Origin of the sequence: Streptomyces sp. NPDC048462, from assembly GCF_043200175.1 — a bacterium.
Lineage (GTDB): Bacteria > Actinomycetota > Actinomycetes > Streptomycetales > Streptomycetaceae > Streptomyces.
Genome location: NZ_JBICXG010000011.1, coordinates 182,424 through 195,038 on the forward strand (window position 1 = coordinate 182,424; position 12,615 = coordinate 195,038).

A 12,615-nucleotide genomic window follows, 5' to 3' on the forward strand; every position below is an offset into this window, starting at 1 on the left:
CTCCCCGGACCCGTTCAGACCATTGCTGAAGTGCCCCGATTTCTCGCGTTGACGCGAGGGGGCTCGAACCCCCGAAAGAGGGATTGACGACAAGTGCTCGACGTCAACTTCTTCGACGAGCTGCGGATCGGCCTTGCCACCGCGGACGACATCCGGACCTGGTCCCACGGCGAAGTGAAGAAGCCGGAGACCATCAACTACCGCACGCTCAAGCCCGAAAAGGACGGACTCTTCTGCGAGAAGATCTTCGGTCCGACCCGGGACTGGGAGTGCTACTGCGGCAAGTACAAGCGTGTCCGCTTCAAGGGCATCATCTGTGAGCGCTGTGGCGTCGAGGTCACTCGCGCCAAGGTGCGCCGTGAGCGCATGGGCCACATCGAGCTTGCCGCTCCCGTCACCCACATCTGGTACTTCAAGGGCGTCCCGTCGCGTCTGGGCTACCTGCTGGACCTCGCGCCGAAGGACCTCGAGAAGGTCATCTACTTCGCCGCGTACATGATCACGTTCGTCGACGAGGAGCGCCGTACCCGCGACCTCCCGTCGCTGGAGGCGCACGTCTCCGTCGAGCGCCAGCAGGTCGAGAACCGTCGCGACTCCGATCTGGAGAACCGCGCCAAGAAGCTCGAGACGGACCTCGGCGAGCTGGAGGCCGAGGGCGCCAAGGCCGACGTGCGCCGCAAGGTGCGCGAAGGCGCCGAGCGCGAGATGAAGCAGCTGCGCGACCGTGCGCAGCGCGAGATCGACCGCCTCGACGAGGTGTGGAGCCGCTTCAAGAACCTCAAGGTCCAGGACCTGGAGGGCGACGAGCTGCTCTACCGCGAGCTGCGTGACCGCTTCGGCACGTACTTCGACGGCTGCATGGGCGCCGCCGCCCTGCAGAAGCGCCTGGAGTCCTTCGACCTCGACGAGGAGGCCGAGCGCCTCCGCGAGATCATCCGCACCGGCAAGGGCCAGAAGAAGACCCGTGCGCTCAAGCGCCTCAAGGTCGTCTCCGCGTTCCTGCAGACCAGCAACAAGCCCAAGGGCATGGTGCTCGACTGCGTGCCGGTCATCCCGCCGGACCTGCGTCCGATGGTGCAGCTGGACGGTGGCCGCTTCGCGACCTCCGACCTGAACGACCTGTACCGCCGTGTGATCAACCGCAACAACCGCCTCAAGCGTCTCCTTGACCTCGGCGCCCCCGAGATCATCGTGAACAACGAGAAGCGGATGCTGCAGGAGGCCGTCGACGCGCTGTTCGACAACGGCCGCCGCGGTCGCCCGGTCACCGGTCCCGGTAACCGCCCGCTCAAGTCCCTCAGCGACATGCTGAAGGGCAAGCAGGGCCGATTCCGTCAGAACCTTCTCGGCAAGCGTGTGGACTACTCCGCGCGTTCCGTGATCGTCGTCGGCCCGCAGCTCAAGCTGCACCAGTGCGGTCTGCCGAAGGCCATGGCGCTGGAGCTCTTCAAGCCGTTCGTGATGAAGCGTCTGGTGGACCTGAACCACGCGCAGAACATCAAGTCGGCCAAGCGCATGGTCGAGCGCGGCCGCACCGTGGTGTACGACGTCCTCGAAGAGGTCATCGCCGAGCACCCGGTGCTGCTGAACCGTGCGCCCACCCTGCACCGCCTCGGCATCCAGGCCTTCGAGCCCCAGCTGGTCGAGGGCAAGGCCATCCAGATCCACCCGCTCGTCTGCACCGCGTTCAACGCGGACTTCGACGGTGACCAGATGGCCGTGCACCTGCCGCTGTCGGCAGAGGCGCAGGCCGAGGCCCGCATCCTGATGCTGTCCTCGAACAACATCCTGAAGCCGGCCGACGGTCGTCCCGTCACCATGCCGACCCAGGACATGGTGCTGGGTCTGTTCTTCCTCACCACCGACGGTGAACTCCGTGACACCAAGGGCGAGGGCCGTGCGTTCGGCTCCACGGCCGAGGCGATCATGGCGTTCGACTCCGGTGAGCTGGCGCTCCAGTCGTCCGTCGACATCCGCTTCCCGGTGGGCACCATCCCGCCGCGTGGCTGGGTTCCGCCGGTCGCCGAGGAGGGCGAGCCCGAGTACCAGCCGGGTGACACCTTCCGGCTGCGCACCAGCCTGGGCCGCGCGCTCTTCAACGAGCTGCTGCCCGAGGACTACCCGTTCGTCGACTACTCGGTCGGCAAGAAGCAGCTCTCCGAGATCGTCAACGACCTCGCCGAGCGCTACCCCAAGGTCATCGTGGCGGCGACGCTCGACAACCTGAAGGCGGCGGGCTTCCACTGGGCGACTCGTTCCGGCGTCACCGTGTCCGTCGCGGACATCGTCGTCCCCGAGGCCAAGAAGGCCATCGTCAGGGGCTTCGAGGAGCAGGACGAGAAGGTCCAGAAGCAGTACGAGCGCGGTCTGATCACCAAGGACGAGCGCACGCAGGAGCTCATCGCGATCTGGACCAAGGCGACCAACGAGGTTGCCGAGGCGATGAACGCGAACTTCCCCAAGACGAACCCCATCTTCATGATGGTTGACTCGGGTGCCCGAGGAAACATGATGCAGATGCGTCAGATCGCCGGTATGCGTGGTCTGGTGTCCAACGCCAAGAACGAGACGATTCCCCGTCCCATCAAGGCGTCCTTCCGTGAGGGCCTCACCGTTCTGGAGTACTTCATCTCCACGCACGGTGCCCGTAAGGGTCTGGCGGACACCGCCCTGCGTACCGCCGACTCGGGTTACCTGACCCGTCGTCTGGTGGACGTCTCGCAGGACGTGATCATTCGCGAGGAGGACTGCGGCACCGACCGCGGCCTCAAGCTGAAGATCGCGGTCAAGGGCGCCGACGGCGTGCTCCGCAAGACGGAGGACGTCGAGACCTCGGTCTACGCCCGCATGCTCGCCGAGGACGTCGTCATCGACGGCAAGGTCATCGCGCCTGCCAACGTCGACCTCGGTGACGTCCTGATCGACGCCCTGGTGGCCGCCGGCGTCGAGGAGGTCAAGACCCGCTCGGTCCTGACCTGTGAGTCCGCGGTCGGCACCTGTGCCTTCTGCTACGGACGCTCGCTCGCCACCGGCAAGCTGGTCGACATCGGTGAGGCGGTCGGCATCATCGCCGCCCAGTCCATCGGTGAGCCCGGCACCCAGCTGACGATGCGTACCTTCCACACCGGTGGTGTGGCCGGTGACGACATCACCCAGGGTCTGCCCCGAGTCGTCGAGCTCTTCGAAGCCCGTACGCCCAAGGGTGTCGCCCCGATCTCGGAATCCGCGGGCCGGGTCCGGATCGAGGAGACCGAGAAGACGAAGAAGCTCGTCGTGACGCCGGACGACGGCAGCGAGGAGATCCCGTTCCCGATCTCCAAGCGCGCCCGTCTGCTGGTGGGCGAGGGCGACCGCGTCGAGGTGGGCCAGAAGCTCACCGTGGGTGCCACCAACCCGCACGACGTGCTCCGGATCCTCGGTCAGCGCGCGGTCCAGGTCCACCTGGTCGGCGAAGTCCAGAAGGTCTACAACTCGCAGGGCGTGTCGATCCACGACAAGCACATCGAGATCATCATCCGGCAGATGCTCCGCCGCGTGACGATCATCGAGTCCGGCGACGCGGAACTGCTGCCGGGCGAGCTCGTCGAGCGCTCGAAGTTCGAGACCGAGAACCGTCGTGTGGTCCAGGAGAGCGGCAGCCCCGCCTCCGGCCGACCGCAGCTGATGGGTATCACCAAGGCCTCGCTGGCGACGGAGTCGTGGCTGTCCGCGGCTTCCTTCCAGGAGACGACCAGGGTCCTGACGGACGCGGCGATCAACGCCAAGTCCGACTCCCTGATCGGCCTCAAGGAGAACGTCATCATCGGTAAGCTCATCCCGGCCGGTACGGGCCTGTCCCGCTACCGCAACATCCGGGTCGAGCCGACCGAGGAGGCCAAGGCCGCGATGTACTCGGCCGTCGGCTACGACGACATCGACTACTCGCCGTTCGGCACCGGCTCCGGCCAGGCCGTTCCGCTGGAGGACTACGACTACGGTCCGTACAACCAGTAAGCGAGTCGCTTGATACGACCGGAGGGCGGTCACCCCGTACGCGGGGTGGCCGCCCTCCGGCGTGGGCGGCACGGCCGCCCGCCGGCGGCCCACGGGCCCGGCCGGGGGCGCCCCGAGCGGGGCTGTACCCGGACGGGCGTGTCCGGGTGGACAGCACTTGTTTTGACCGGAGTCGATGAGGTAGGTACGATCAGACCTTGTGCCTGGGGTGTGCCTGGGCTCGTGTGCGTGTCCTCAACCGCACGGCGAGTCCGTCTTTGGCCACCGTGATCTGCGTATGAACCGCCTTCAGGGCAGTGACCCGCAGTATTCGACACACCCGACCGCGTGGGTCGGAGTTGTTTCAGGTTAGTTTCACCGACGGCACACAGAAACCGGAGAAGTAGTGCCTACGATTCAGCAGCTGGTCCGGAAGGGCCGGCAGGACAAGGTCGAGAAGAACAAGACGCCCGCGCTCGAGGGTTCTCCCCAGCGCCGCGGCGTCTGCACGCGTGTGTTCACGACCACCCCGAAGAAGCCGAACTCCGCGCTCCGGAAGGTCGCACGTGTGCGTCTGACCTCCGGTATCGAGGTCACGGCCTACATCCCGGGTGAGGGACACAACCTGCAGGAGCACTCCATCGTGCTCGTGCGTGGTGGCCGTGTGAAGGACCTGCCGGGTGTTCGTTACAAGATCATCCGCGGCTCCCTTGACACCCAGGGTGTCAAGAACCGCAAGCAGGCCCGCAGCCGCTACGGCGCCAAGAAGGAGAAGTAAGAATGCCTCGTAAGGGCCCCGCCCCGAAGCGCCCGGTCATCATTGACCCGGTCTATGGTTCTCCTCTTGTCACCTCGCTGATCAACAAGATCCTGCTCAACGGCAAGCGTTCCACCGCCGAGCGGATCGTGTACGGCGCCATGGAAGGCCTCCGCGAGAAGACCGGCGCTGACCCGGTCATCACGCTGAAGCGCGCGCTTGAGAACGTCAAGCCCTCGCTCGAGGTCAAGTCCCGCCGTGTCGGTGGCGCCACCTACCAGGTGCCGATCGAGGTCAAGCCCGGTCGTGCCGCCACCCTCGCGCTGCGCTGGGTCGTCGGTTACTCCCGTGCCCGTCGCGAGAAGACGATGACCGAGCGGCTCATGAACGAGCTGCTCGACGCCTCCAACGGTCTTGGCGCTGCAGTCAAGAAGCGCGAGGACACCCACAAGATGGCCGAGTCGAACAAGGCCTTCGCGCACTACCGCTGGTAGTCGCTTACCCCATCGAGACCGAGAGAAGATTGAGCCTTATGGCCACCACTTCGCTTGACCTGGCCAAGGTCCGCAACATTGGGATCATGGCCCACATCGACGCGGGCAAGACGACCACCACCGAGCGGATCCTCTTCTACACCGGCGTTTCGTACAAGATCGGTGAAGTCCACGACGGCGCAGCCACGATGGACTGGATGGAGCAGGAGCAGGAGCGCGGCATCACGATCACGTCCGCCGCGACGACCTGTCACTGGCCGCTCAATGATGTTGACCACACGATCAACATCATCGACACCCCGGGTCACGTCGACTTCACCGTCGAGGTGGAGCGTTCGCTCCGCGTCCTCGACGGTGCCGTCACCGTGTTCGACGGTGTGGCCGGCGTCGAGCCGCAGTCCGAGACCGTCTGGCGTCAGGCGGACCGCTACGGCGTGCCGCGTATCTGCTTCGTCAACAAGCTCGACCGCACGGGTGCCGAGTTCCACCGCTGTGTCGACATGATCGTCGACCGCCTTGGTGCCGTCCCGCTCGTCATGCAGCTCCCCATCGGCGCAGAGGCCGACTTCAAGGGCGTCGTCGACCTCGTGTCGATGAAGGCCTTCGTGTGGCCCGAAGAGGCCGCCAAGGGCGAGATGTACGACACGATCGAGATCCCGGACACCCACAAGGAAGCTGCCGAGGAATGGCGCGGCAAGCTCCTTGAGGCCGTTTCCGAGAACGACGACGAGATGATGGAGCTGTACCTGGAGGGCGTCGAGCCCACCCAGGACCAGCTGCACGAGGCGATCCGCCGGATCACCCTCGCGTCGAAGGGCACGGCCGACTCCGTCACGGTCACCCCGGTGTTCTGTGGCACCGCGTTCAAGAACAAGGGCGTCCAGCCCCTGCTCGACGCGGTCGTCCGCTACCTGCCTTCCCCCCTGGACGTCGAGGCCATCGAAGGCCACGACGTCAAGGACCCCGAGAAGGTCATCGAGCGCCGGCCTTCGGACGACGAGCCGTTCTCCGGCCTCGCGTTCAAGATCGCGAGCGACCCGCACCTCGGCAAGCTCACCTTCGTCCGGATCTACTCCGGTCGCCTCGAGGCCGGCACCGCGGTGCTGAACTCGGTCAAGGGCAAGAAGGAGCGCATCGGCAAGATCTACCGCATGCACGCGAACAAGCGTGAGGAGATCGCGTCGGTGGGCGCGGGCGACATCATCGCTGTCATGGGGCTCAAGCAGACCACGACCGGTGAGACGCTCTGTGACGACAAGAACCCGGTGATCCTGGAGTCCATGGACTTCCCGGCGCCGGTCATCGAGGTCGCCATCGAGCCGAAGTCCAAGGGCGACCAGGAGAAGCTGGGTGTCGCCATCCAGCGCCTCTCCGAGGAGGACCCCTCCTTCCAGGTGCACTCCGACGAGGAGACCGGCCAGACCATCATCGGTGGTATGGGCGAGCTTCACCTCGAGGTGCTCGTCGACCGCATGAAGCGCGAGTTCCGCGTCGAGGCGAACGTCGGCAAGCCGCAGGTCGCGTACCGCGAGACGATCCGCAAGGCCGTCGAGCGCATCGACTACACGCACAAGAAGCAGACTGGTGGAACCGGCCAGTTCGCGAAGGTGCAGATCGCCATCGAGCCCATCGAGGGTGGCGACGCGTCCTACGAGTTCGTCAACAAGGTCACCGGTGGCCGCATCCCCAGGGAGTACATCCCCTCGGTGGACGCGGGTGCTCAGGAAGCCATGCAGTTCGGCATCCTGGCCGGTTACGAGATGGTGGGCGTCCGCGTCACCCTTCTCGACGGTGGTTACCACGAGGTCGACTCCTCGGAGCTCGCCTTCAAGATCGCCGGTTCGCAGGCGTTCAAGGAGGGTGCCCGCAGGGCGTCCCCCGTGCTCATGGAGCCGATGATGTCCGTCGAGGTCACCACGCCCGAGGACTACATGGGCGATGTGATCGGCGACCTCAACTCCCGCCGTGGCCAGATCCAGGCCATGGAGGAGCGTAGCGGCGCTCGCGTCGTGAAGGGCCTCGTGCCCCTCTCGGAGATGTTCGGCTACGTCGGAGACCTCCGCAGCAAGACCTCGGGTCGCGCAAGCTACTCGATGCAGTTCGACTCCTACGCCGAGGTTCCGCGGAACGTCGCCGAGGAGATCATCGCGAAGGCCAAGGGCGAGTAACTCTCCCGAGCTCACGCTTTAGGCTTGTCACCGGAGCCCGGTGGGGCATTCCGCACAGCGCGCAAGTGCTGCGCGGAATGCCCCCGGGTCCCGGCATCCCAGCAAAGATCACCTGGCGCCGATGAAGCAAGGCGTACAGAACCACTCCGCAGGAGGACCCAGTGGCGAAGGCAAAGTTCGAGCGGACTAAGCCGCACGTCAACATCGGCACCATCGGTCACATTGACCACGGTAAGACGACCCTCACGGCCGCCATTACCAAGGTGCTGCACGACGCGTACCCGGACCTGAACGAGGCCTCGGCCTTCGACCAGATCGACAAGGCTCCTGAGGAGCGCCAGCGCGGTATCACCATCTCGATCGCGCACGTCGAGTACCAGACGGAGTCGCGTCACTACGCGCACGTCGACTGCCCCGGTCACGCTGACTACATCAAGAACATGATCACGGGTGCGGCGCAGATGGACGGCGCCATCCTCGTCGTCGCCGCGACCGACGGCCCGATGCCGCAGACCAAGGAGCACGTGCTCCTGGCCCGCCAGGTCGGCGTTCCGTACATCGTCGTCGCCCTGAACAAGGCCGACATGGTGGACGACGAGGAGATCCTGGAGCTCGTCGAGCTCGAGGTCCGTGAGCTCCTCTCCGAGTACGAGTTCCCGGGCGACGACCTTCCGGTCGTCAAGGTCTCGGCGCTCAAGGCTCTTGAGGGTGACAAGGAGTGGGGCCAGACCGTCCTCGACCTGATGAAGGCCGTCGACGAGTCGATCCCGCAGCCCGAGCGTGACGTCGAGAAGCCGTTCCTGATGCCGATCGAGGACGTCTTCACGATCACCGGTCGTGGCACCGTCGTCACCGGTCGTATCGAGCGTGGTGTCCTCAAGGTCAACGAGACTGTTGACATCGTGGGCATCAAGGAGAACAAGACCACCACCACGGTCACCGGCATCGAGATGTTCCGCAAGCTGCTCGACGAGGGCCAGGCCGGTGAGAACGTCGGTCTGCTTCTTCGTGGCATCAAGCGCGAGGACGTCGAGCGCGGCCAGGTCATCATCAAGCCGGGTTCGGTCACGCCGCACACCGAGTTCGAGGCCCAGTCCTACATCCTGTCGAAGGACGAGGGTGGCCGTCACACCCCCTTCTTCAACAACTACCGCCCGCAGTTCTACTTCCGTACCACGGACGTAACGGGCGTCGTGACCCTCCCCGAGGGCACCGAGATGGTCATGCCGGGCGACAACACCCTCATGAACGTCTCGCTGATCCAGTCGGTCGCGATGGAAGAGGGCCTGAAGTTCGCCATCCGTGAGGGTGGCCGGACCGTGGGCGCCGGCCAGGTCACCAAGATCCTCAAGTAATTACTTGAGCGTCTGACCTGGTAGCTCCGCACAGAGCACCGAGAAGGGCCCCCTCCCATCGCGCAAGCGGTGGGAGGGGGCCCTTCTGTATGCGGTCAGGCGGTGGGTACGGGCCGGCGCACCATGAAGACGTCGACCGGGTCCTCGCGCTCCAGGACGAATCCGTGCCGCTCGTACAGCCGCCGGGCCGCGCTGCCCTGGAGTACGTCGAGGCGGACCGTGGCTCCTTCGGCGTCGGTACGGGCCAGCAGCTCGCGCAGGACCGCGGAGCCGATGCCCGCACCCTGGAGCTCCGGGGCGAGGAAGAAGCTCTCCAGCCACCGGCCGTCGTCGTCGTGCGGCCGCAGGGTGACGCACCCGGCGAAGCGCCCGTCCACGACGATGACCGAGGTGTGCTCCGGCAGGTAGGAGTCGCGCATCCGCCGGCGCACCCGGTCCTCGTCGTAGCGTCCGAGGCGGACCAGGTCCGGGCGCATCACGACGGCCCGGAGCTCGACCATGGCTTCCAGGTCGTCGGGGGTGGCGGGGCGCAGCGCCCACGCCTGAGTGGTACGTACATGCATGGCCGGAGTCTGCCAGAACGTGACCGGCCCGCTCCCGGGCCGACCGGGGAGCGGACACAGCCGGACGGTCAGCGTTCCTCGACGACGACTTCCTCGGCAGTGGCGGCGGTAGTGGCGGGGTGGAGCCACTGCCGCAGGAGCTGGGGGTCGGTGCAGGTAGTGATCTTCTCGCGGGTCTCGTCGGTGAGCGGGATACCGCGTGCTTCGAGGACCAGGAGGAGGCCTTCCGCGCGGCCTTCTGCGCGTCCCTCTGCCCGGCCTTCGTCCCGGATTTCTTCTGACATGAAGGATGTGTAGAAAGAGGTATCCACGGCCACCAGGTTCCTCGGGGGTTGAGGGTGGATGTGCGTCATGCGGTGGGGCTGTGCGTGACGGCCTGTTTTTCGGTTTGGCAGTCACGGCAGTTGCCGGGGTGGGGGGAGCGGAAGGCTCGCTCGCAGGCGTCGCAGTTCTGGAGCGGGATGACGAGGACCTTGCGGCGGGGCGGGGCGAGGTCTGCTGTGCCGGGGAGTGGGGGCGGCAGGAGGGTGGTGATGCGGTGCCGCAGGAGCTTCGCGGGGTGCTTGACGGGGACCGGGAGGTCGGTGGTGAGGGCGTGGCGGACGGTGTCGGGGTGGCTGTCGCGTTCGAGCCAGGTGGCGATGCCCGGGGTGAGGGTGGCGATGTCGCCCTCGGTGAGGGTGAGCGTGGGTGCGTGACGGCGTAGGTCGGCCAGGAGCGCGGAAGCGGTTCGGTGCAGCTCCTCGGTGGGGGCGTGCGGCCGGGGGAGCGGCGGGGGCGGAGTCCTGGGGGCGGTGGGCGGCGGTACGTGGACGGGTGCGAGGGCCGGCGCCGGGGCGGGTGAGGTGGCCTCGCGCGGCGGTGGGGTGGTGGGTGGCACCGGCGGTTGGCTGCGACGGGGCTGGGGCTTGGACCGGGGCTGCGGCGTGGTGATGGTGGAGGCGCTGGGCCGGTTGTACGAGATCGTGCGCGTGACCATGCGACCGCTGGGGAGGCGCACCCGGCTGCGGTGCAGGTAGCCCTTCGCTTCCAGCTCGTGCAGAGCGGCCGTGATCCGGGCCTCGCTCTCCGGGAAGCGGTCGGTGAGCACCTTGATGCCGACCTTCGCCCCGGCGGGCAGCGACTGGATGTGCGCGGCGAGCCCGATCGCGATGAGGGAGAGCTCGTGGTGCTGGGCGAGGTGGTTGCCGATGACCGTGAAGCCGGAGGTGTGGCGGGTGTTGACGTGGAGGACGCCGGATGTCGGCGTGACGTCATGCGCGGAGCCGGGACCGGGCGAGCCCGGGGAGCTGGGCCGGGCGCACGGGGGCGCGATAACCTGCTGGGTATCCATCGGGAAGAGGTCTACTTCCTCGTGGTCAGGCCCCTGGTTGAGATTCGCGTCTCGCCGGGGGCCGTCTCGTTGTGTGGTTGTCGCGGCGAGCATATGCCAGTCAACCCGGCCTAAATCCAGCTCTGTTGCCATTTGTCACCCGTGTGAGTGACGCGGGTCAGGACGGGTTCGGGTGGGGTTTGGGTGGGTTGTTTTCCCGAGTTCTTTAAAAGCCTTTAGACGTCGTGGCCGACCGCGTCGCGGCTCACCGGGTCGTGGCCGAGGGGGTCGTGGGCGCCCGCGACCCGGTGGGTCCGGTCACGGTACGAGGTCGAGTTCCGCCCAGACCGTTTTGCGCGGGACCGGGCCCGGAATGACGCCCCAGCGGCCGGCGAGGGCCTCCACGATGAGCAGGCCGCGTCCGCTCTCCGCGAGCCGGTCGGGGACCGCCGCCACGGGCAGGCGGTCGCCCCGGGTGTCGGTGACCTCGATCCGCAGCCGTTCGTCCGCGATCACGGTGAGGCTCAGTTGGAAGTCCCGGCCCGGTACGCGGCCGTGGACCATGGCGTTGGCGGCGAGCTCCGCGACGATGTGCGCGGCCGAATCGGACGGCAGGCCCCACAGGCCGAGGTGGGCCACGGCGAGCAGCCGGGCCGGCCGGGCCCCTCGCCGGGTGGGGGAGAGTCGCACGGTGAACGTGCGCTCGGCGGTGGGGCGTTGGGGGGAGGCGGTTTGTTGGTTCACGTCACTCAGCGTGGCCGTGTCTGCGTACCGTGAACAGTGACGAAGCCCTTGCGTACGGTGATTGTCCCGGGCTTGTCCAGTGCTGTCCCGGCTGTCCGGAGTGACGTGTGGGGAACAGAGGCGGTTGAGGAAGAACGGCACGCGCGTCGGAAGTGGGGCACGGATGAGTGTGGACGGGACCGGCACGGAGCAGGGCGGCGGCGGGGCGGACGAGCCCGGTTGGGACGTCGATCCCGATGACGAACCGGGTGTCGCGGTTGTTGCCGCCGTGGGCCGCCAGATCAAGGCCTGGCGGGAAGCGGCCGGTATGCGGGCCGCCGAGTTCGGGGCGGCGATCGGTTATGGGGAGGACCTGGTCTACAAGGTCGAGGGCGGGCGGCGCATCGCCCGGCCGGAGTTCCTGGACCGCGCGGACGATGCGGTGGGCGCGGGCGGGAAGCTCGCCGCGATGAAGCGGGACCTGGCGGAGGTGCGGTACCCGAAGAAGATCCGGGAGCTGGCGAAAATGGAGGAGCGGGCGGTTGAGATGGGGTTGTACAGCAACCACAACATCCACGGCCTGTTGCAGACAACGGAGTATGCGCGGGCTCTGTTCGAGATGAGGCGGCCTGCGTACTCGGAGGACGAAGTGGAGAGGGTGTTGGCGGCGCGCATGGCCAGGCGGCGCGTCTTTGAGAGGTCGCCCGGTCCCACGCTCAGTTTCGTGCAGGAGGAAGTGACTCTGCTTCGCCCTATCGGGGGTGCAGTGGTGCTGCGCCGACAGCTCGAACGGCTGCTAGAGGTGGGGCAGTTGCGGAATGTTGAGATTCAGGTGATGCCGACCAGCCGTGAGGACCACGCCGGAATGGATGGTGGGGTCGAGGTATTGAAGTTTGAGGATGGCACTGCGGTGGGGCGGTCGGATGGCGCCTTCGCGGGGCGGCCGGTGTTCGATCCGAAGCAGCTCAGGATCCTTGAGTTGCGCTGTGGGATGATCCGGGCCCAGGCTCTCCCGCCAGGAGAGTCGCTGGCCTTCATCGAGCAACTGCTGGGAGAGACATGATCAGCGAGACCTCTGCCGGGGCCGCTTCCGGGCTGGCCTGGTTCAAGAGCAGCTACAGCAGTAGCAGTGAGGGGGACTCGTGCGTCGAGGTTGCGACGGCCCCCGGTGCAGTGCACGTGCGCGACTCCAAGAACCTGCCGGGGCCACGGCTCGCCTTCGCCCCGACCGCGTGGGCGGGCTTCGTCCCGTACGCGGCCGGCCGCTGACT

The 12,615-nt window shown here is 66.8% G+C and carries 11 protein-coding genes; 7 read left to right on the forward strand and 4 right to left on the reverse strand.

What is annotated here, in order from left to right; translation table 11 throughout:
- The first annotated feature begins 93 nt into the window (after window positions 1–93).
- The 5 genes from ACGFU6_RS20360 (at window position 94) to tuf (ending at window position 8,746) form a co-directional block, all read left to right on the forward strand.
- On the forward strand, window positions 94–3,993 hold the full coding sequence (locus ACGFU6_RS20360; RefSeq protein ID WP_393612557.1) for a DNA-directed RNA polymerase subunit beta': 3,900 nt from the start codon (window positions 94–96) through the stop codon (window positions 3,991–3,993).
- Between the two features lie 385 nt (window positions 3,994–4,378).
- Window positions 4,379–4,750 (forward strand): 30S ribosomal protein S12, encoded by a 372-nt coding sequence (gene rpsL / locus ACGFU6_RS20365; RefSeq protein ID WP_003948652.1) that lies wholly within the window; start codon window positions 4,379–4,381, stop codon window positions 4,748–4,750.
- A gap of 2 nt (window positions 4,751–4,752) precedes the next feature.
- Window positions 4,753–5,223 carry a 30S ribosomal protein S7 gene (gene rpsG / locus ACGFU6_RS20370; protein WP_014047773.1) on the forward strand — a complete coding sequence of 157 codons (471 nt, stop codon included), beginning with the start codon at window positions 4,753–4,755 and terminating at the stop codon, window positions 5,221–5,223.
- A 38-nt stretch (window positions 5,224–5,261) separates the two neighbouring features.
- On the forward strand, window positions 5,262–7,391 hold the full coding sequence (gene fusA / locus ACGFU6_RS20375) for an elongation factor G (protein WP_393612559.1): 2,130 nt from the start codon (window positions 5,262–5,264) through the stop codon (window positions 7,389–7,391).
- A gap of 161 nt (window positions 7,392–7,552) precedes the next feature.
- Window positions 7,553–8,746, forward strand: a complete 1,194-nt coding sequence (gene tuf / locus ACGFU6_RS20380) for an elongation factor Tu (protein WP_393612561.1) — start codon at window positions 7,553–7,555, stop codon at window positions 8,744–8,746.
- A gap of 95 nt (window positions 8,747–8,841) precedes the next feature.
- On the opposite strand, the gene ACGFU6_RS20385 is transcribed toward tuf, so the two are convergent.
- The 4 genes from ACGFU6_RS20385 to ACGFU6_RS20400 form a co-directional block, all read right to left on the reverse strand.
- Window positions 8,842–9,309, reverse strand: a complete 468-nt coding sequence (locus ACGFU6_RS20385) for a GNAT family N-acetyltransferase (protein WP_393612563.1) — start codon at window positions 9,307–9,309, stop codon at window positions 8,842–8,844.
- A 68-nt stretch (window positions 9,310–9,377) separates the two neighbouring features.
- Complete coding sequence (locus tag ACGFU6_RS20390; RefSeq protein ID WP_393612565.1) at window positions 9,378–9,593, reverse strand: hypothetical protein; 216 nt, start codon at window positions 9,591–9,593, stop codon at window positions 9,378–9,380.
- Between the two features lie 65 nt (window positions 9,594–9,658).
- Complete coding sequence (locus ACGFU6_RS20395) at window positions 9,659–10,642, reverse strand: helix-turn-helix domain-containing protein (RefSeq protein WP_393612567.1); 984 nt, start codon at window positions 10,640–10,642, stop codon at window positions 9,659–9,661.
- A 297-nt stretch (window positions 10,643–10,939) separates the two neighbouring features.
- Window positions 10,940–11,365: an ATP-binding protein gene (locus ACGFU6_RS20400; protein WP_393612569.1), complete on the reverse strand. Its 426-nt coding sequence runs from the start codon at window positions 11,363–11,365 to the stop codon at window positions 10,940–10,942.
- Between the two features lie 163 nt (window positions 11,366–11,528).
- On the opposite strand from ACGFU6_RS20400, the gene ACGFU6_RS20405 reads away from it, so the two are divergent.
- Both ACGFU6_RS20405 and ACGFU6_RS20410 read left to right on the forward strand, forming a co-directional pair.
- Complete coding sequence (locus tag ACGFU6_RS20405; RefSeq protein ID WP_393612571.1) at window positions 11,529–12,407, forward strand: helix-turn-helix domain-containing protein; 879 nt, start codon at window positions 11,529–11,531, stop codon at window positions 12,405–12,407.
- Entirely contained in the window at window positions 12,404–12,613 is a 210-nt protein-coding gene (locus ACGFU6_RS20410) for a DUF397 domain-containing protein (RefSeq protein ID WP_393612572.1), read from the forward strand. Before ACGFU6_RS20405 ends, ACGFU6_RS20410 begins: the two co-directional genes overlap by 4 nt.
- The last annotated feature ends 2 nt before the right edge of the window (window positions 12,614–12,615 follow it).